Annotated in this window: 13 protein-coding genes and 1 pseudogene; 8 read left to right on the forward strand and 6 right to left on the reverse strand. The window is 72.4% G+C overall.

Annotated elements, in window-relative coordinates; all coding sequences use genetic code 11:
* Positions 1–139 precede the first annotated feature (139 nt).
* The 3 genes from WME96_RS18210 to WME96_RS18220 all read left to right on the forward strand — a co-directional run bounded on the left by WME96_RS18210 (position 140) and on the right by WME96_RS18220 (position 3,287).
* On the forward strand, positions 140–361 hold the full coding sequence (locus WME96_RS18210; protein WP_061614183.1) for a hypothetical protein: 222 nt from the start codon (positions 140–142) through the stop codon (positions 359–361).
* A gap of 289 nt (positions 362–650) precedes the next feature.
* On the forward strand, positions 651–1,517 hold the full coding sequence (locus WME96_RS18215) for a hypothetical protein (protein WP_437291388.1): 867 nt from the start codon (positions 651–653) through the stop codon (positions 1,515–1,517).
* Positions 1,518–1,898: 381 nt separating this feature from the next.
* Positions 1,899–3,287 (forward strand): DNRLRE domain-containing protein, encoded by a 1,389-nt coding sequence (locus tag WME96_RS18220; RefSeq protein WP_437291389.1) that lies wholly within the window; start codon positions 1,899–1,901, stop codon positions 3,285–3,287.
* On the opposite strand, the gene WME96_RS18225 is transcribed toward WME96_RS18220, so the two are convergent.
* From WME96_RS18225 to WME96_RS18240, 4 genes are read right to left on the reverse strand one after another with little or no spacing between them, the layout of a single operon-like run.
* Positions 3,272–4,297, reverse strand: coding sequence for an ABC transporter permease (locus WME96_RS18225; protein ID WP_437291390.1), 1,026 nt, complete (start codon positions 4,295–4,297; stop codon positions 3,272–3,274). The two genes, WME96_RS18220 and WME96_RS18225, sit on opposite strands and share 16 nt — an antisense overlap.
* Positions 4,297–5,400 (reverse strand): ABC transporter permease, encoded by a 1,104-nt coding sequence (locus tag WME96_RS18230; protein WP_437291391.1) that lies wholly within the window; start codon positions 5,398–5,400, stop codon positions 4,297–4,299. The genes WME96_RS18225 and WME96_RS18230 overlap by 1 nt, the downstream gene beginning before the upstream one ends.
* Positions 5,397–6,944, reverse strand: a complete 1,548-nt coding sequence (locus WME96_RS18235; protein WP_437291392.1) for an ABC transporter ATP-binding protein — start codon at positions 6,942–6,944, stop codon at positions 5,397–5,399. Before WME96_RS18235 ends, WME96_RS18230 begins: the two co-directional genes overlap by 4 nt.
* Positions 6,945–6,964: 20 nt before the next feature.
* Positions 6,965–8,263 (reverse strand): BMP family lipoprotein, encoded by a 1,299-nt coding sequence (locus WME96_RS18240; RefSeq protein WP_437291393.1) that lies wholly within the window; start codon positions 8,261–8,263, stop codon positions 6,965–6,967.
* A 145-nt stretch (positions 8,264–8,408) separates the two neighbouring features.
* Between WME96_RS18240 and WME96_RS18245 the strand changes: the two genes are divergently transcribed.
* The gene (locus tag WME96_RS18245; RefSeq protein WP_437291394.1) at positions 8,409–9,887 is read left to right on the forward strand and encodes an amidohydrolase/deacetylase family metallohydrolase; all 1,479 of its coding nucleotides are present in this window, start codon (positions 8,409–8,411) and stop codon (positions 9,885–9,887) included.
* Positions 9,888–9,942: 55 nt separating this feature from the next.
* Here the strand turns inward: WME96_RS18245 and WME96_RS18250 are convergent.
* A pseudogene (locus WME96_RS18250) lies at positions 9,943–11,100 on the reverse strand (metallophosphoesterase); the annotation flags it as partial.
* A gap of 324 nt (positions 11,101–11,424) precedes the next feature.
* Between WME96_RS18250 and WME96_RS18255 the strand changes: the two are divergent.
* The gene (locus WME96_RS18255) at positions 11,425–12,663 is read left to right on the forward strand and encodes an SUMF1/EgtB/PvdO family nonheme iron enzyme (RefSeq protein ID WP_437291395.1); all 1,239 of its coding nucleotides are present in this window, start codon (positions 11,425–11,427) and stop codon (positions 12,661–12,663) included.
* 43 nt (positions 12,664–12,706) lie between these two features.
* On the opposite strand, the gene WME96_RS18260 is transcribed toward WME96_RS18255, so the two are convergent.
* Complete coding sequence (locus WME96_RS18260; RefSeq protein WP_437291396.1) at positions 12,707–13,675, reverse strand: aldo/keto reductase; 969 nt, start codon at positions 13,673–13,675, stop codon at positions 12,707–12,709.
* A gap of 779 nt (positions 13,676–14,454) precedes the next feature.
* On the opposite strand from WME96_RS18260, the gene WME96_RS18265 reads away from it, so the two are divergent.
* The 3 genes from WME96_RS18265 (at position 14,455) to WME96_RS18275 (ending at position 18,513) form a co-directional block, all read left to right on the forward strand.
* Entirely contained in the window at positions 14,455–15,186 is a 732-nt protein-coding gene (locus tag WME96_RS18265) for a hypothetical protein (RefSeq protein ID WP_437291397.1), read from the forward strand.
* A gap of 1,301 nt (positions 15,187–16,487) precedes the next feature.
* Positions 16,488–17,105, forward strand: a complete 618-nt coding sequence (locus tag WME96_RS18270; protein WP_437291398.1) for a hypothetical protein — start codon at positions 16,488–16,490, stop codon at positions 17,103–17,105.
* Between the two features lie 853 nt (positions 17,106–17,958).
* Positions 17,959–18,513, forward strand: a complete 555-nt coding sequence (locus WME96_RS18275; protein WP_437291399.1) for a hypothetical protein — start codon at positions 17,959–17,961, stop codon at positions 18,511–18,513.
* Positions 18,514–18,824 lie beyond the last annotated feature (311 nt).

Consider the following 18,824-nt stretch of genomic DNA (forward strand, 5'->3'; position numbering starts at 1 on the left):
CGTCGCGCCCGCGCCGCGGCGGTCCGCCTGCCGAGGCGCGCTCGCCCTGGGCGGCCGGGATTCCGCCGCGCTGGAGGCCGCGGCGCGCGGCGCGCGGCCGGCAAACGCGCGCGGCGCCGCTGCGTGCTACCGCTAGGGCATGAAGATCAAGGCACGTGACGGCAAGGTGTATGAGGTCGCCTCTGCTCCGCCCGGCGGGAGTCACGAGGTGCGGCTCGACGGCAAGGTGGTCGGCTCGTTCGTGCTCCTGCCGGACGAGACCCAGGTCACCGTGAAGAGCAAGCCCGCCACCGACGCGTTGCTCGTGGACATCGCCGATCGGTTCGTGGCCGAGGGCGGCGCGCCGATGGGGATCAGCTGATCCGGCCTCGCGTCTGAACGCGCGGCGGCGCCGGCGTGGCGCTGCTGCGCGGCCCCGGTGGCGGCGTGTCGTTTCCGAAGAGCCTCGGCCTACCACCGCGATCGGCGGCGGCGAACTCCGATGGTCCACGGCGAAGGTCGACGTCGCCGAGGAACCACGTGGGTCTCGGTACGATACCGCAGCCTGTCTGGATTTCACGGCACGACGCCACGATCACACCCGATGACGCCATTCCGGCCGATTGACGGCGCGCGGTCGCGTGGCGTGCCGCTTGCTCTGATACGCCGGTATGAACCTCGGAACGTGCCTCTCGCTCGCGATCGGGCTCGGCGTGCTGACCGCCGGCGGGCGCTCCAGCGCTTGTGACCCGGTGGATACAAGCGTCTCGGAAGGCTTCCTGCGCGCGGGCGCACCGACGGAGCTCACCGCGGCTGGCGCTCCGGGAGAGCTCACCACGGTGCCACGCAATGTGGCGATCGTGATCTCGGGCGACCTCCCGGAGCTCTCGCACCTGCTGGTCGACGAGGCGACCGGCGCCTCCGTCGCCGGTGCGGGCTCCGACGTTCCCGTCGCCCCGCCGGGCTACAGCGTGCTTCGCCCCGCCGAGACGCTGGCGCCCAGCACCACGTACCGATTGCGCCTGAGGCCCACCGTCGAGCGCCTCGTCCGGACCTCCGACGTCATCGACGACGCCGCGCCGAGCGCGCCGGTGCTCGCGCGCGGCGACGTCGAGTTCCAGGCGAACGAGCCCGCCTGCGGAGCGAACAGCTGCGGGGACATGACCACGTTGACCTTCGATCTGGCCGAGCGGAGCGAGGACGATCACTCGCCCGCGGAGGCGCTGGTCTACGCCGTGTATGTGGGCTTCAGCCCGGAGCAAGCGCGCTCCAAGGCGCAGCCGGACGCGTGGCTCGAGGGCGACGCGATGCTCCTCTATGTGGACGAGGATCACGTCGGTCGCGACGTCTACATCGCGGTCTCGGCGATCGACGAGGCCGGCAACGAGAGCGAGCGAAGCGAGGTGTTGCAGGTCGAGCACGAGGCGTCGGGCTGCGCTTTCGCGCGGAGCTCCACGCCGAAGGCGGCGCTCATCATGCTGCTCCTGGCCGTCGTCGCGCCGCTCCGTCGCGCCGCGCGCAGGGCGCCCCGCGTCTAGGCGGGCGCCGCGTCCACGACCGGACGCTGAATCTGCCTGCACCGGTCAAGGCTCGCTTCGTGTCCGCGTCTTCTCCTGTCGGTATCCGGGCAGATCAGCGCACGCCCGATCGTCACCGCACATCCCACCCGCACCCCGCTCGCCCAGCGACCGCCGGTCGGAGCGGAGCACCGCAAAAAATCATCAATGCTCCACCACCTGAACGCGCGCCACGCCCGCGCCGCGTCGAATTGAAAGCGGCATCACCCGATCGGCGCCCTGACGCCGCAGCCTGACCCCGGCGCCGAGCCGTACGCCACGCCGTGCCAGGCCCGGGCAGAGCGCACGCGAAACCCATCATGAGTGTTGTGTGCTGGGCGCGGGAAGAATATAAGAGATACCATGCGACACATCCGTACGAGCGCCGCGCGCGCTTGCTTTGTGCTTTTCATGCTCGCGGCGTTCCCCGGCACGGCGTTCGGGGCGGCGACCGCGATCACGTTCAACATCAGCCACGCCGATTGCGGGAGCGCCGAGTTCGCGCTGTACCTGAACGGGGTTCGCCTCGACACGGTCGCGAGCGACAAGCGTTGCTATTGCAATAACTTGACGCTCAAGAAGACCTTCACGGATCCCGCGGTGCTCGCCCTCTACGATCCGACCACATGCAATGATGTGCGGGTCGATATCAACCGCGGCCAGTCGGTGTTCCTCGGCTTCGTCAGCGTCGACGTCGCGTCGACGGAGGGCTCGTCGCGCCTCTGCCTCTTCGACGCGCTCTCCGGCCGGACCCCGTGCGCCGAGCGGAACGTCTGCGACGCCTATCACCGCTCGGTCACATCGCTCGGGAACTACGACGGGGACGGCGTCGCGCCCGGCCTGGGCGTCGGCTGCGACAACTGCGCCTACCACAAGAACGCGGACCAGGCCGACGCGGACGGCGACGGGATAGGCGACGTCTGCGACCCCTGTCCGCGCGGCGACCGCGACGGCGATGGCGTCTGTGACGCGACCGACAACTGCCGCGACGCCGTGAACCCCGGCCAGGCCGACCGCGACCGCGACCGCGTCGGCGACGCCTGCGACAACTGCGCCGACGTGAGCAACCCGGATCAGGCCGACGCGGACGCCGACGGGGTGGGCGACGCGTGCGACCCCTGTCCCCGCGGCGACAGCGACGGCGATGCCGTCTGCGATGCGGTCGACAACTGCCCGGACACCCCGAATCCAGACCAGGTCGACAGCAATGGAGACGGCCACGGGGACGCGTGCGTCGGCGTGTGCGTCACCCTCAAGCGAGGCGCCTCCGGCCAGGTCTCAGACGCGCTGCTCCTGGAGGCGTACCCCGATTACAACGACGGACTCAGCCCCTACACCGCCACAGGCACGGCTCACGGCGCCCGCCAGCAAGCGCTTTACTGGTTCGGGCTCGGCGGCATCCCGGTCGGGTCCACCGTCACGTCCGCGGAGTTCGGCGCCGTCGCCTACGGATCGAGCGACCAGGTCGTCCGCGTCCACCGGGTCACCGCGCCGTGGAGCGAGGGCAACGTCACCTGGCGCAGCTTCGCCGCGAGCTACGATGGGGCCGTCGAGGCCGACCTCGCCTGGGTCGGGTCGTACGCCGTGACCGCCGACCTGACAGAGCTCGTGCAGGCGTGGGTCGACGGCGCCGCGCCGAACCACGGCTTCCTCCTCGAGGAGGATCCCACCGCGAGCACGTCCTACCGCTCGAGCGACCACCCCGACCAGAGCGACCGCCCCTGGCTCGAGGTCTGCTACCTCGCTCCCTGAGCCGCGTCCCGCGGCTTCTCGCCGGTGGCGTCCGCGTCCGCCGGGTAAGGCTTCCCGAGCGCCGCCGGAGGCGTCGCGTCGAACGCGCGCAACAGCGGGCGTCGCGCGGCGTCGGGGAGCAGCGCGCGGAGGCGCTCCAGCAGCCCGCTGGAGGTGAGCCCCAGGACCACGATCATCAGCGCGAACGGCGCCACGCTGAAGACCTGCGTCGGCACCGACGGCAGCGCGCTCTGGCCTAGGCTCGCCATCGACGACAGCACGCCGAAGAGGTACGCGCCGAGCGCCGCCCGCACCGGGTGGAAGCCGCCGAAGATCACGATCGCGAGCGCGATCCAGCCGTAGCCCGCCGTGTGGCGGTGGCTCCAGCCCGCCTTGAAGTCGAGCGAGTAGGCCGCGCCGCCGATGCCCACGAGCGCCCCGCCCACCAGCGTCGCCGCGGTGCGCACGCGCGTCACGCGCGCCCCGCGCGCGTGGGCCGCCGCCGGCTGCTCCCCGACGGCCCGGAGCAGGAGCCCCGCGCGCGTGCGGTACAGGAAGAGCCACGCGCCGGCGACGAGGACGTAGCTCGCGTACACCACCGGATCGCTCTGGAAGAACAGCGGCCCCAGGACCGGCACGTCCCGCAGCACGGGGATCGACGCGCCCGGCACCGTCGGCCCGGGCACCCGCACGAACGGGCCGCCGAGCACCGACGAGAGATCCGCGCAGAGCATCGCCAGCACGAAGCCGATCGCGATCTGCGACCGGCGCAGATGGACGCCGCCGATCGCCACGACGAGCGCGACGAGCGCCCCGATCGCGGCCGCGGCGGCGAAGCCGGCGAGCACGCTCCCGGTCGTCAGCGCGGCCGCGAAGCCCACCATGGCCGAGAGCATCATCGCGCCCTCGGCCGAGAGGTTGATGACCCCGGCGCGCTCGGCCAGCGTCTCGCCGACCGCCGCGTAGACGAGCGGCGTCGACGCCGCGAGCGCGGTCGCGAGGAGCGGCAGGAGCTCGGCGCCGACGTCCATCAGGCCTCCTCCGGCCGGCCGCCGCCGCGTATTCTGCGCATGTTTCGCATGTTCCGCATGTCCCAGGGCGACAGGATCGCGAGCAGCACGAGCACCCCCTGGAGCACGCCCGAGAGCGAGGACTCCACGCCGAGCGTCATGGGGAGCTTCAGGCTGCCGACGTTCAGCGCGCTGAAGAACAGCGCGATCGGCGCGACGAGCGCGGCGCGCCGGCCCGCGAGCATCACGACGAGCAGCGCCAGGAACCCGAGGTTGCTCGAGACGTTCGGGATGAGCCGGTGGAAGGTCCCGAGCACCTGCAGCGCGCCGGCGACCCCCGCGAGCGCGCCCGAGATCGCGAACGCGAGGAGCATCTGCCGCGCCGCCGGGACGCCGAGCACCTCCGCGGCCTCCGGGCTCAGCCCCACCGCCCGCAGCCGGAGCCCGAGGTGCGTCCGCCCGAGCACCACCGCGGTCCCGACGAGCGCGAGGGCCGCGAGCAGGAGCGCGGCCGGGCTCAGCTCGGTGCCGCCCAGCGTGGAGAGCCAGAGCGCGGCGTCGAGCGGCTCGGTGCCGGCCATGGACGCGACGCCGGGGCGCTTCCACGGCCCGAAGACGAGGTAGAGGACCGCCCCCTGGGCCACGAAGTTCATGCCGAGGCCCGCGAAGATCTCGCTCACCCGGCCGCGCGTGTGCAGCGCGCCCGTGAGGGCGCCCCAGAGCACCCCGCCGAGCGCCCCCGCGGCGACGCAGAGCGCGACGACGGCCCCCGCGGGGAGGCCCGGCCACAGCGCGCGCGCCGCGCCGGTCGCGCAGAGGGCCCCGATGACGAGCTGCCCCTCGACGCCCAGGTGGTACAGCCCGGCGCGAAATGTGAACAGCAGACCGCTGCCGCAGAGGAGCAGCGGCGCCAGGGTGGCGAGCACCCGCGCCGCTTGCTCTGCGGAGCCGAAGGCGCCCTCCCACAGGCTCGATGCGACCGCCACCGGCGACGCCCCGAGGAGGGCGCAGAGGCCCGCCACGAGCGCGAGCGACAGGGCGATCGGCGCCAGGCGGGGAGCGAGCTCGCCGGCCCACGCCGCGCGCGCGCTGGACCCCGCTCGGTCGTCCGGCCCGGCGCTCATCGACCGTGCTCCGCGCCGTGCTCCGCGGGCGCGACCTCGTCGAGCTCGCCGCCGATCATCCGCCCGAGCCGGTCCAGGGTGAGCTCGGCCGCGCTGACCGGCCGCGAGACGCGCCCGCCGCTGAACACGAGGATCCGGTCGCTGTAGCGCATGAGCTCGTCGAGCTCGGACGACGCGAACAGGAGCGCCGTCCCGCCCTTGCACCGCGCGAGGAGCTGCTCCCAGACCCAGCGGGCCGACTCGATGTCGAGCCCCCGGGTCGGGTGCTCCAGCAGGAGCAGCGTGAGGTCCGCGGGGAGCAGCGCGAGCTGCGTGCGCTGCTGGTTGCCGCCGGAGAGCAGCTCCACGGGCGTCTCCGGCCGCCCCCGGATCCGGAGCGCCTCGATCGCGCGCTCGGCGGCGCGGCGGATCTCGCGCGGGTGGAGGAGCAGCCCCGGCCGGGGCGCGCGCAGCGCGACGTGCTCCTCGATGGAGAGGCCCGCGATGAGGCCCTCGCGGCGGCGGTCCGCCGGGAGGTACCCCACGCCCGCGCGCAGGAAGGCCTGGTAGGGGCGGCCGGTCAGGTCGGCCTCGCCGACGGCGACGCGGCCGCGCCGCGGCCGGAGCAGCCCCGCGCAGGCGCGGAGCAGCAGGCGCTGGCCGCTCCCCTCGAGGCCCGCGAGCCCGAGCACCTCGCCGCGGCGCACGGCCAGGCGCGGGACGCGCAGCTCGATCCGGTGATCGCCGAACCTCGCGTCCTCGAGCGAGAGCGCCGCGCCGTCGCCCGCGGTCGGCAGCCGCTCCGGCGGCGCGAGCGCCTTGCCGAACATCAGCGCGACGAGGCGTTCGGCCCCGGCCGGCATTTCCGCCTCGCCCGCCACCTTGCCCTGCCGCAGCACCGTCACGCGGTCGCAGAGCGCCTCGACGTCCGAGAGCTTGTGCGACACGAGGACGATCGCCTGGCCGTCCTGCCTGAGCCGCCGCAGCGCGGAGAACAGCGCCTCCTGCTGCGCGGCGGAGATCCCTGTCGTGGGCTCGTCGAGGAGCAGCGCGCGGACGCCCAGCGAGAGCAGCCGCAGCAGCTCGATCTGCTGGCGCTCGCCCAGGGTGAGCCGGGCGACCTGCTCGTCCGGATCGACGGAGAAGCCGAACCGCGCCGCGAGCGCGAGGAGCTCGTCGCGCGCCGCGCGGCGGGGGAGGAAGATCTCCGCCCCGCGCGCGCGGCTCGCCGCCGATCGCGCGGCGCCTCCCGCGCGCGGCCTCGCGACGAGGAAGCTCTCCAGGACGGTGAGGGGCGGGAAGTCGAGCGGCTCCTGGTGGAGCACGCCGACGCCGGCGGCGAGGGCGTCGGCCGGGCTCGCGAGCGCGACCGGGCGGCCGTCGAAGAGCAGGCGGCCGGCGTCCGGCCGGAGGAGCCCGCCCAGGATGCGGAGCAGGGTGCTCTTGCCGGCGCCGTTCTCGCCGAGCAGCCCGTGGACGGCGCCCGCCTGGATCGTCAGCGACACGCCGTCGTTGGCCGTGACCGGGCCGAACCGCTTCGTGATGCGCTCGATCTCGATCCGCATGGAGCACCGCCCCGACGCGGCTACTTGCTCGGCCCGGTGATCCCCTGGACGAGCTGCGGCAGATACCAGATCTGCTGGGGCGTCGCGGCCTCACCGTCCTTCAGGAACTCGGTCCCGTCCTGGAACTTGAGCGGCCCCTTGAAGAGGTCGAGCCCGCCGGCGAGCGCCTGGATGAACGCGTCGAGCTGCGCCTTCTGCTCGCCGAGGGCGGGGCCGGGCAGGAAGCCGATGACCGACGCCTCCCCGTTCAGGTCGCGGAGGTCCGGCGCTGCCCAGACGAACTCGCTCTTGTACTTGTCAGCGCGCGATCTCTCGATGACGTCGCGGTAGAGCGGCGCCCAGTTGTAGTAGGCGACGCCGAGGCAGATCTCCGGCGCGAGATCGCAACCGGCCTTGTGGTCGTAGTGGACGTACTTGACCTTCTTGCCGGCCCCGCTCGCCTTCTTGGCCTGCAGCGCGGCCTCGGGCGTGTCGAGCCCGGTCAGGAGCACGTCGAAGCCGCTGCTGTAGAAGTCGTCGGCCACCTTGGTGGGGTCGAGCGTGACGCCCGGGATGTTGAACCAGAAGCCGATCCAGGTGACCTTGAACGTGAGCTCTTCCGGCTTCTTCTTCCGGTAGGTCTCCCAGCAGTGCCGCGCGCCGAGGTACGCCGAGGTGACGAGCCGGCGGGTCTCGTCGTTCACGAGCGGGCCGAGATACCCGATCTTGCCCGTCTCGGTGCCGAGCGCCGCGGCGCACCCCGAGATGTGCTTGGCGGTCTCGATGCGCCCCATGATGTTGCCCATGTTGGCCTGGGGTTTGTGGTTCTTGCCGTCCTTCCAGGCGTAATCGCCCGAGACATGGATGACGTTGATCAGCGGGTGCTTGCGCGCTGTTTCGAGGGCGTCGTCCTTGTAGTCGTCGGAGTTGTAGATCACGACCCTGGCGCCGCGGGAGATGAGGTCGTCCGCGACCTGGGAGCCCTTCACGTTGGGGCGGTCGGCCGGGTTCACCTTGTCGACGTACTCGAAGCTGACGTCCGGCATCTTTGCGAGGACCGCGCGGATGCCGTCGTAATGGGCCTGGTTCCACCCCTTGTCGTTGTAGGGGCCGACCAGCACCATCCCGACCTTGTACCCCGCGGTCGGCGCAGCCTCGCCCGCCGGCGCGCCCGTCGAGGCCACGGCGCTGGGCGCAGCGCCCTTGTCGGAGGCCGGGCTCGTGCCCTTGGAACAGCCCTGGCACGCGCCGGCGAGCAGCGAGAGCGCCAGGGTGAGGACCGTGGCGGAGGGGTGGGGGACAGCGGGGACCGCGGGCGACGTCAGCGGGCGATGTGTCACCTGCGCATCGTGGGCGGGAATGCCGCAGGGTGTCAAGATACAGCTTCGGCGGACGACGCCGCGGTCAACGCGGGCGACCCGGACCGCGCGGGCGGCTACCGTATGGCCGAGTACAGAGTTACGTGCCCGCGCGGAGGTGAATGGGATGCGCGGGGTGCCGCTCTCGTACCTGCGTCGTTTCGGGGCGCGGCGCGCATCCGCGCTGGGCCCGCTCGTCGTCGCCGCGGCGGTGGTTGCGGCCGCCCCGCCGGCGCAAGCACGGGAGTACGATCTGCTGATCAGGGGAGGGAGGGTCATCGACCCGGCGAACGGCCGCGACGGGATCCTGGACGTGGCCGTGAGCCACGGGCGCATCGCCAGGGTGGCTGTCGACATCGACCCTGCGCGCGCGCGCGCCGTGGTCGACGCGGCGGGCCTCGTCGTCGCGCCCGGGTTCGTCGATATCCACACGCACGTGTTCTTCGGTACCGCCGACGGCACCTACCTCAACAACAGCTACCAGGCCGTCGCGCCGGACAGCTTCGCGCCGCGCAGCTGCACGACGACCGTGGTGGACGCGGGCAGCTCCGGCTGGCGCGACGTCGAGCTGTTCAAGGCGCAGACGATCGCGCACTCGAAGACCCGGGTGCTGGCGTTCCTCAACATCGTCGGCGGCGGCATGCGCGGCGGGCAGGCCGAGCAGGATCTCGGGGACATGGATGCGGCCAGGACGGCAGCGGCGGCGCGGGCGAACCGCGACGAGGTCGTCGGCGTCAAGGTCGCGCACTACGCCGGCCCGACGTGGGATCCCGTGCTGCGGGCCGTCGAGGCGGCGCGGGCGTCCGGGGGGCGGGTGATGGTCGACTTCGGCCAGCACGTGCCCGAGCTCTCGCTGCGCGACCTCTTGCTGACGCAGCTCCGGCCGGGGGACATCTTCACGCATGTCTACGCGGACATCCCGGGGCGAACGCCGGTCGTCGACGCCAGCGGCCGCGTGCGCCCGTACGTGCTCGAGGCAGCGCGGCGCGGCGTCGTCTTCGATCTCGGCCACGGGGGCGGCAGCTTCGTTTTCGATCAGGCCGTGCCCGCGCTCGCCCAGGGCTTCCTCCCGAGCTCGATCAGCACCGACATGCACCTCCAGAGCCTGAACGGGGCGATGGGAGACATGGTCAACGTCGTGTCCAAGATGCTGAACCTCGGCATGTCGCTCCCCGATCTCATCCGCCGCAGCACGGCGGCCCCCGCGGCAATCATCGGCAGACCCGAGCTCGGCACCCTCGGCGAGGGCGCGGCGGCGGACATCGCGGTGTTGCGCCTCGAGACGGGGCGGTACGGCTATGTCGACACGAGGGGCGCGCGCATCGACGGCGACCGGCGGCTCGAGTGCGCGATGACCCTGCGCGACGGGCGGGTGCTCTGGGATCGCGACGGGCTCGATGCCAGGAGATACGAGGTCCTCAGGACACCGCGGCCTCGGCGGCGGCCGGCGGCGCCTCGACGGCGGCGCGGGCCGTCCGGAGCGGGTGCGTCTCGACGCGCCAGATGCCCTCGTCCGTCAGCCGGATGGCCGCGAACCGCGCGACGCCATCGAGGTGCCCGTCCGTCTCGTGGCCCAGCGTCGACGAGGGGTGCGCATAGACGCTGACGCGGCCGCCGCTCTTCGAGCGGTAGTGGCCGAAGAACGCGAGGTGCTTGTGCCCGTGGAGGATGAGGGCGCTGTTCTTCCTCGGGTTCTTCTGCTGGTATGCCGCGAGCATCTCGAGCAGGCGCGGCCCATCCATGGCGATCATGAACGTGTCGTTGAGCGAGATCGGCCCCGCGAGGCGCGCCACGTGGTGGTGCAGGAGCACGACGACGGGGCCGGATCCCCGCCGGAGCGCGCGGGCCAGCCGCCGGAGCTGGCTGCCGCCGATCTGCCCGATGGCGTTCGAGCCCACGAACCGCGACCTGTAACGGTTGGAGTTGAGCCCGAAGATCCGGATACCGCCCTCGAGCTCGAGCCGCCTCGGATACAGGCCGGCGATCGCGCGCAGCCGCCGGCGCGCGCGCTTGCGGGCCGGGACGTGCAGGCGGGGCTGGAACGGGCCGCGCTCCACGCGGGTGAGCACGTCGATGAAGCGCTGCTCGCGCTCCGCCCGCTTCGTGAGGTACGGATCGGGCGACGTGCCGACGTTGATGGCGACATCGTGGTTGCCAGGCACCATGAGCACCTGCGACGACGCCGGAATGCCGGAGAGCGCGGCCTCGAGCTCGTCCCACTGCGCCACCTCCCCGAGGTCGGTCATGTCGCCCGTCAGCGCCACGAGCGGCGGATTCATGGCGGCGATCTCCGCGACGAGCCGCCGGAGGCGGCCCGTCAGCTCGGCGGTGTCGGGGCGAGGGACCCCCTCGGGCCACGCCGCCGAGCCCTCCTCGATCTCGTACGGCTCGCGGCCGTCCGCGGTGATGTGCAGATCGGAGACCTGGCAGAGCACGAGCCGCCCGCCCGGGATGGCGTCCCCGGGGTCGGGAAAGAGCGTCGCCGCGCCGCCGTACCGCAGGATCACGCGGGTCGCCTCGCCCAGGGCGGACGCGAGCCAGGCGTAGAGCGAGATCCCGAGGGCGAGCAGGGCGAGCGCCGTGCACCCGACGAGGACGAGCGCGGCGCCGCTCGCGAAGGAGAGCCTGCCGCCCGCCGGGAACAACGCGAGATCGGACGCGATGAACGAGGCGATCGACCCCTCGGGCCACGTGGAAGCCCAGCGCGGGACCCCGATGTCGAGCAGGTGCACGGACAGCCCGCCGAGGACGCAGAGCGCGGCGACGATGACGAACAGCAGGATCAGGCGATCGCGGAGGACGTCGATGACGTCGACCATCTCGCCGAGCCTCCCCCGGAACGAGGACCGGAAATAGCGGCTCCCGTAGGAGATCTTCTTCCACGTCTCCGGCCGCCACACGTGGCCTCGGCTCGCGAGGCGCGAGGCGACAACGGCGGGGGCGAGGGCCAGCGCGAACAGGACGAACACCGGCAGGAGCGCCAGGTAGAGGACTCGGAGCGCCGCCCTTCGCACAGCGTCCCATTTGACGTGCCCCGGGCAGCACCGTCAAGCTGCCGATCGGGCCGGAAAGCGGCCGCGCGCGCCCCGAAATTTGCCGGAATCGATGGATGCTCGTAGGTGGTAGCGCGAGATCGCGCGCCGATGTCCTGCCCCGAGACGCCGAGAGAGCCGGCATGCGCGCCGCGGCCGCCCGCGCCGAGCGATCCGCTGCCCGCGCTGTCGGCCGGCGTGCGCGCCGCCCAGGCGCCCGCGCGCGGTCGCGGCCGCGGAAAGGCCGCCGCCGTCGTCGCCGCGGTCGCGGCCGTCGCGGTCGCGGCCGCCGCGGGCGTGGCCGTGTGGACCGGGGCGCTCGCGCCCACGCCGGCGGCGCGCGGCGCGGCGCCCCTCGTCTCAACCGCGCTGCGGGGGCGCGCGCCGCCAGCGCCGCCGCCCGAGCGCGTGACGCTCACGGTCGACGACGAGGACATCGCGCCTGCCACGCTGGACGAGCAGCGCCGCCGGCTGTTCGGGGCGATGCGGCGCGAGCTCGCGCTCTCCGACGAGGCGATGCTGCGCGTGGAGGCGATCTTCGCGGCCTCGCCGGTGCTCGGCCAGGGCAACCCGGCGCTCACGCGCCATCCGATGTCGCGGTCCGAGTGCCGCCGCATCCGGACGCTCTCGGGCGTCGCGCCGGCGCGCGAGCCGGCCTGCGGCGCGCCGGGGATGGTGCCGCTCTTCGACCCGACGCGCGGCCAGACCGCGGAGAGCGCCCGCGTCTGCATCGATCAGCTCGAGTTCCCCAACATCCCTTGCGAGTACCCCGTGGTGCACGTCCGGGCGCGCGAGGCGGCGCTCCTGTGCAGGGCGATCGGAAAGCGGATCTGCGATGCGCACGAGTGGGAGGGCGCGTGCGCCGGCGCCCTGAGGGAGCCCGACGTCGAGTACGAGTGGGAGAGGCCGCGCGACGAGGCGAGCTGGCATCACAACCTGCTGCGCGAGAAGGTGTGGAGTTATGGCCCCGAGAAGAACCACGCGCTCTGCGGCACCGGGAGCTCGCGCACGCCGGGCTGCCCGGGCGGCGGGTGGGACCGCTGCGGCTCCAACACCTATCCCGCCGGCGCCTTCCCCGCGTGCCGGAGCAGCCTCGGCGTCTTCGATCTGCACGGCAACGTGGCCGAGCACATGAGCCTGCCCATCTTGCCCGGCGAGCTCGCTCGGCGCGGCGATCGCGGCTTCACCGAGATGAAAGGCAGCTGGTTCGCGTTCTCATCGATGGATGTCCACGCCGACGACTGCCGCTGGCGCGCGCCCGACTGGCACGGAACACGGCTCATGAGCAAGTCCAGCCACGCGAACTACCACCTCGGATTCCGCTGCTGCAAGGACGTCGGACCGCCGTGAGGGCCGCGGCCGAGCCGCAGACCGCGGGGCGGCGAGGCGGCGCTCATGCCTTGAACGAGTCGTAGCGGCCGGCGCGCGGCGCGACCCGCGCCTCCAGCGCGGCGCGCTCGGCGGGCGGCATGGGGAAGGGGAGGGACCGCGCGCCGAGGTTCTCGCGCACCTCGGCGACCGACGAGCAGCCGATGATCACCGTGTCGGCGTGGCTGGCGGCGTAGCGGATGAGCTCACCCGGGCTCGCCGCGCGGTCCTGGAGCAGGCGGCCCGCGGCCATGATCTTCATGCCGATGACGCCGACGCCGCGCCGCCGCGCCTCCTCGACCACCGTCGGCAGGAAGGGCAGCCGCGCCGGATCCGCGGGGTTGATCGCGCAGAGCACCGTGTCGACCGGATAACGCCGCATCGCCTCGACGAGGATCTGCGGATCGTGGTGCCCTGTGATCCCCACGTGCCGCACGCGGCCGTCCGCCCTGGCCTGCTCGACGGCCTCGATCGCGCCCCCCTTGCCGAAGATGGCGTCGAGCTCGTCGAGCTCGCGCAGATCGTGCAATTGCCACAGATCGAGGTGGTCTGTCCCGAGGCGGCGCAGGCTGTCGTCGAGCAGCCGGAGCGCGCCGTCGCGATCGCGCGCGTGCGTCTTGGACGCGAGGAAGACCTGCTCGCGCGCCTTCGGGCCGGCGGCGCGGAAGGCCTCACCGTAGTAGTCCTGGCTCTGCTGGTACGCAGGCGCGGTGTCGCAATACCTGACCCCGAGGCGCAGCGCCTCCAGGATCACCGGCACCGCCTCCCGATGGCGCCCGGTCGTCCGGAGGATCCCCTCTCCGCCGAGCGACACCGCGTCCACCTGCGCGCCCGTCCGCCCGAGCGTGCGCGGCGGCGCTTCCGCCGCGGTGCGAGGCGCCGCGGGCGCCGCCGGCCCGCGACCAGCGGCGAAGGCCGCCGCGCTCGTGGCGACCGCGTCCAACACACAGCGGCGGCCGGTGTCGGCCCCTTCCGTCTCGCTCGGCTCGCTCATGCGCCCTCCAGACGAAAATTCTACCAACCCATCGGCCGTAGGTAAATGTAAGTTCGCCGGGCCCCGAACCGGCGCGCGCATGTTTACTCACATCGGCCCCGGTGCGCCTCTCTGGTGGTCTCATGGCGCATGAACGCTTCCACGTGGCTCGTTCGGAGCGCCCGCCGCGGCCCTGCGGTGATGGAGGCGGACGGTTACGGCCCGAGTCGATCGACTCGTGTCTTTGCCTTCGTTGATGCACAAAGGGCGCAGCCTGAGCAGGTCAGGCGCAGGAGGCTCGACGTCTCCCGGACGGCTCAGGCGCGGTGCGGCCGGGTCATATGGCCGGCGCCGCGGCGCCGCGCGCCGTCCGTGTGCGAGCGGAGAGCGGGGCCATCCCGCCGCGCTCGCGACCGCCGCGACGCCCGTGATCTGCGCGAATGCGCGACAGGAGCGCTGCGCGCGGCGCGGCCGGCCCAGGCCGCCATGGTGGTGAGTTCGCCATCTCCAACATGAGGCTCCCGACCCGCGGGCGACGCGCGCTCCGCGCGGGGGCCGTCCCGCTGGTGCTCGCGTTGAGATATCGGAAAACCAGCGCCTGCCCAGATCCAGAGATTGCCTTTTCGCGCCCGCGGCGAGGCCGGCGGTGGGAGCTCGGAGCGGCAGTGTCTGCACACGAGGGCTGAGGCACACACCCTGCTCTTCGATGAGCCCAAGATGGCTCGGGGCTTCCGGCCATCATGGGACATCGAGGAGGACGATACATGCTCTCAATTCATGGCAAGGTGCTGGGACTCGCGATGGTGATGGCGGCGCTGGGCACGGGGTGCGCCGTCGACGCGGCGGACGCGGAGATCGATCAGGCGGGCCTCGACGAGGCCGCGGAGATCGACTCGACCGCCGCGGCGCTCGAGGAGGGCGAGGAGGACGCGAGGGGCGGGTTCCAGGCGCCTGGCAAGGATGTTCTCGGGCCGGGCAAGGGCGTGCCGGACAAGGGGCTGCTCGGGGCGCAGGCGCCCGTTGGCCAGCTCGGCCAGGCGCCCGTTGGCCAGCTCGGCCAGGCGCCCGTTGGCCAGCTCGGCCAGGCGCCCGTTGGTCAGGTCGGCCAGGCGCCGATCAGCCAGGCGCCGATCAGCCAGGCGCCGATCAGCCAGGTGCCGATCGGCCAGATTCCCGTCGGCCAGCCGGTGCCTGCGCCCGTGGGCGTGCCGGGGGGGATCGGCGCGCCGGGCATCGGCGGATTCGGCATGCCGGGTTTTGGCGGATTCGGCGTGCCGGCCTTCGGTGTGTCTCGGTTCGTCAGCGGCTTCGGCTTCAGCAATTTCTCCCCTGTCACCATCAACAACAACAACAACAACATCGTCATCGCGCTCATGGATCACTTCCGCGACATGCACCGCGACTGCCCGCCGCACTTCTGGCCGCATGACATCCATCGTTGCGAAGGCGCTTCCCATGTCCCCGCTATCCCCTATGGGGTCGCGGGTCCCGCCAGCTTCGGCTGGGGAAACAGGGCGCCGAACGGCTGGTGACGCCGGCCGCGAAGCGACGACGGGGCCAGCGAGGCCCTGAGACATCACGCCAGTGCCGCGCGCGCCCCGCCGCAAAGCGGCGGCCAGAAGTCGGGCAGGGGCTCTGACACGTGCGGCACGCGATGGCCGATCAGGCATTGGCCAAGGCACCGCCGCTCTCCGCAGCTCTACTCTCCAGCCGCCTGGGCCTCGCGCCCGGGCGGGCCGGGACGCCAGGGACGTGACCGCGGCGGGCCGCCGCGACACCCGCGCTCGCCCGCCGTGCGCCGCCAGGCGCCCTGCCTCTCCCGCCCCGCAGCCGGCGTTGCCTCGCGCGCGTCGACCCCTGTCTGCGCAGAGCATCGCACATTGACCCACCACGGAGCCTATGTATCCAGCGCTCGCAGTCCAGGGCGATCGCCGCGAGTTGTATCGCACATAACGCAGAACGCCCGACCATCCGGCCGAGCGTCGGTGCCCCGCTTCCCGCGCTTTCGCCATGGCCTGAGTTGACGTCGCGACGTTCCCTGGCAATCGCGAACAGGCGGGTGTGTCACCGTGATCGAAGGCTCCATACGGTGGCAATCTCGGATATCCATCCTCGTGAGCTCGTTCCGGGCGACGGTCTGTGGATGCGCCACCGTCAGGCTCCTTTGCCTCCGACGGCGAGGTCGCGGCGCCGCGCGCCACGAGCTCACGATGCTGCTCAACGGGGGATGTCCGCGTGGCTCGTCTCGGACCGCCCGCCGCGGAGCTGCGGTGATGGAGGCGGACGGTTACGGCCGGAGTCGATCGACTCGTGTCTTGCCTTCATTGATGCACGAACGGCGCAGACTGAGCAGGTCAGGCGCAGGAGTCTCGGTATCTCCAGGACGGCTCAGGCGCGGTGCGGCCGGGTCATATGACCGGCGGCGCGGCGCCGCGCGCCGTCCATGGGCGAGCCCGGACAGGGGCCATCCCGCCGCGTTCGCGACGGCCGTGCCGCCGGTGATATGCGCGAATGCGCGAGAGCAGCGCCGCCCGCTGCGCGGCGGGCTCCGGCCGCCATGGTGGCGAGTTCGTCATCTCCAACATGGCGCGCTCGGCCCGCGGCGACGCGCGCTCCGCGCGGGGGCCGTCCCGCCGGTGTTCGCGTTGAGATATCGGAAAACCAGCGCCTGCGAAGATCCAGCGATTGCCCGATTCGCGCGCGTGGCGAGGCCGGAGGTGGGATATTGGAGCGGCAGCGCCTGCACACGTGGACCGAGGCACACAACCTGCTCTTCGGTGAGCTCAAGATGGTTCGGGGCTTCGGGCCATCTTGGGACATTGAGGAGGACAACATGATCTCGATTCAGAGCAAGGTGCTGGGACTCGCGGTGGTGGTGGCTGCGCTGGGCACGGGGTGCGCCGTCGACGCGGCGGACGCCGATCTCGAGCAGGCGGGCCTCGACGAGGTCGAGGAGCTCGACTCGACCGCCGCTGCCCTCGAGGAGAGCGCGGTGGAGGAGCGGGGCGGGTACCAGGCCCAGGTGCCGAGCAAGGACGTGTACGGGCCGAGCAAGGGCGGGCCGTCCAAGAAGGGGATGCTCGGGCCGCAGGCGCCCGTCGGTCAGCTCGGCAAGGCGCCCATTGGTCAGGTCGGCCAAGCGCCGATCGGTCAGATCAGCCAGGTGGGGCTTGCGCAAACGGGCTTGCAGGATCTGGTCGGCGGCGCGCAGGGCCAGAGCGGCCGCGATGGCGCTCGGAACTTCGGCTGCTTCCCCGGCCTCGGCTTCGGCGGCCTCGGCGGCCTCGGCGGCTTCGGCGGCTTCGGCGGCTTCGGCGGCTTCGGCCCCATCGTCAGCAACAACAACAACAACAACATCGTGATCGCGCAGATCCTGGACCACCTCTTCCATAATTTTAACAGGGACGACCGTCACGACCATCATCACCACAGCGGCCACTGGTGTGACTAGGATCACCACGAAGCGCTCTCGGGTCCCTATCGGTTCCGCCGGGGAGACCGGCTCCAAGACTCCGGCTGCTGACGCCGGCCGCGGAGCGGACCAGAGGGCCGGGGCGGGGCCCCGATGAAACAACGCCGGTGCCGCGCGTAGCCCGCCACGCAGAGCCGACCTGGCTCCGGCAGGGGCTCTGACGCGCGGCACGCGATGGCCGATCAGGCATCGGCCCCTATACCGCCGCTCCCCGCAGCGCAGGCATCGGCCCCTATGCCGCCGCTCCCCGCAGCGCAGGCATCGGCCCCTACACCGCCGCTCCCCGCAACGTGTCGCTGCTGCCGCCTGGGCCTCCCCGGGCGGCAGGCGATTCCACGGACATCACCGCGGCGCATCGCCACGATACCCATGCTCGCCCGCACGGCGCCTCAAGGCGCCCTGTCTCACCCGCGCCGCAGCCGGCGTGGCCTCGCGCGCTCACGCGCTCGTTGACCCCCGCCGCGCACGGCCTCGGACACGCCGCGACGGCCGCGCCGCCGGCGAGGCGCGCGAATGCGCGACAGGAGCGCCGCCCGCTGCGCTGCGGGCTCCGGCCGCCATGGTGGCGAGTTCGTCATCACCAGCATGGCGCGCTCGGCCCGTGGGCGACACGCGCCCCGCGTGGGGGCCGTCCCGCCCGTGTTCGCGTCGAGATATCGGAAGACCAATGCCTGCAAAGATCCAGAGATTGCCGTTCGCGCGTGGCGAGGCCGGAGGTGGGATATTGGAGCGGCAGTGTCTGCACACGTGGGCTGAGGCACACAACCTGCTCTTCGATGAGCTCAAGATGGTTCGGGGCTTCGGGCCATCTTGGGACATTGAGGAGGACAACATGATCTCGATTCAGAGCAAGGTGCTGGGACTCGCGATGGTGGTGGCTGCGCTGGGCACGGGGTGCGCCGTCGACGCGGCGGACGCCGATCTCGAGCAGGCGGGCCTCGACGAGGTCGAGGAGCTCGACTCGACCGCCGCTGCCCTCGAGGAGAGCGCGGTGGAGGAGCGGGGCGGGTACCAGGCCCAGGCGCCGAGCAAGGACCTGTACGGGCCGAGCAAGGGCGGGCCGTCCAAGAAGGGGACGCTCGTGCAGGGGCCCGTGGGTCAGCTCAGCCAGGTGGGGCTTACGCAAACGGGCTTGCAGGATCTGGTCGGCGGCGCGCAGGGCCAGAGCGGCCGCGATGGCGCTCGGAACTTCGGCTGCTTCCCCGGCCTCGGCTTCGGCGGCCTCGGCGGCTTCGGCGGCGGCTTCGGCTTCGGCGGCTTCCCCATCGTCAGCAACAACAACAACAACAACATCGCCATCGCGCAGATCCTGGATGAAATGTTCAGGTTCATGGACGAACGTCATCACCACGACCATCACCGCTGCCCGCCCATGGGCCACCAGTAGGATCACCACGATCCGCTCTCGGGTCCCTGTCGGTTCCGCCGGGGAGACCGGCTCCAAGGCTCCGGCTGCTGACGCCGGCCGTGAAGCGGACCGGAGGGCCGGGGCGGGGCCCCGATGAAACAACGCCGGTGCCGCGCGTAGCCCGCCACGCAGAGCCGACCTGGCTCCGGCAGGGGCTCTGACGCGCGGCACGCGATGGCCGATCAGGCATCGGTCCCCACACCGCCGCTCCCCGCAACGCAGGCATCGGCCCCTACACCGCCGCTCCCCGCAACGTGTCGCTGCTGCCGCCTGGGCCTCCCCGGGCGGCA

Source organism: Sorangium sp. So ce406 (genome assembly GCF_051474675.1).
Taxonomy (GTDB): Bacteria; Myxococcota_A; Polyangia; order Polyangiales; family Polyangiaceae; genus Sorangium; species Sorangium cellulosum_G.

What these genes read in the sequence shown, in the direction of transcription:
- WME96_RS18235 (WP_437291392.1), bottom strand. Translation starts at nt 6,944, where the DNA reads ATGCGGATCGAGATCGAGCGCATCACGAAGCGGTTCGGCCCGGTCACG.
- WME96_RS18215 (WP_437291388.1), top strand. Translation starts at nt 651, where the DNA reads ATGAACCTCGGAACGTGCCTCTCGCTCGCGATCGGGCTCGGCGTGCTG.
- WME96_RS18230 (WP_437291391.1), bottom strand. Translation starts at nt 5,400, where the DNA reads ATGAGCGCCGGGCCGGACGACCGAGCGGGGTCCAGCGCGCGCGCGGCG.
- WME96_RS18210 (WP_061614183.1), top strand. Translation starts at nt 140, where the DNA reads ATGAAGATCAAGGCACGTGACGGCAAGGTGTATGAGGTCGCCTCTGCT.
- WME96_RS18260 (WP_437291396.1), bottom strand. Translation starts at nt 13,675, where the DNA reads ATGAGCGAGCCGAGCGAGACGGAAGGGGCCGACACCGGCCGCCGCTGT.
- WME96_RS18220 (WP_437291389.1), top strand. Translation starts at nt 1,899, where the DNA reads ATGCGACACATCCGTACGAGCGCCGCGCGCGCTTGCTTTGTGCTTTTC.
- WME96_RS18270 (WP_437291398.1), top strand. Translation starts at nt 16,488, where the DNA reads ATGATCTCGATTCAGAGCAAGGTGCTGGGACTCGCGGTGGTGGTGGCT.
- WME96_RS18265 (WP_437291397.1), top strand. Translation starts at nt 14,455, where the DNA reads ATGGTGATGGCGGCGCTGGGCACGGGGTGCGCCGTCGACGCGGCGGAC.
- WME96_RS18245 (WP_437291394.1), top strand. Translation starts at nt 8,409, where the DNA reads ATGCGCGGGGTGCCGCTCTCGTACCTGCGTCGTTTCGGGGCGCGGCGC.
- WME96_RS18275 (WP_437291399.1), top strand. Translation starts at nt 17,959, where the DNA reads ATGATCTCGATTCAGAGCAAGGTGCTGGGACTCGCGATGGTGGTGGCT.
- WME96_RS18255 (WP_437291395.1), top strand. Translation starts at nt 11,425, where the DNA reads ATGTCCTGCCCCGAGACGCCGAGAGAGCCGGCATGCGCGCCGCGGCCG.
- WME96_RS18225 (WP_437291390.1), bottom strand. Translation starts at nt 4,297, where the DNA reads ATGGACGTCGGCGCCGAGCTCCTGCCGCTCCTCGCGACCGCGCTCGCG.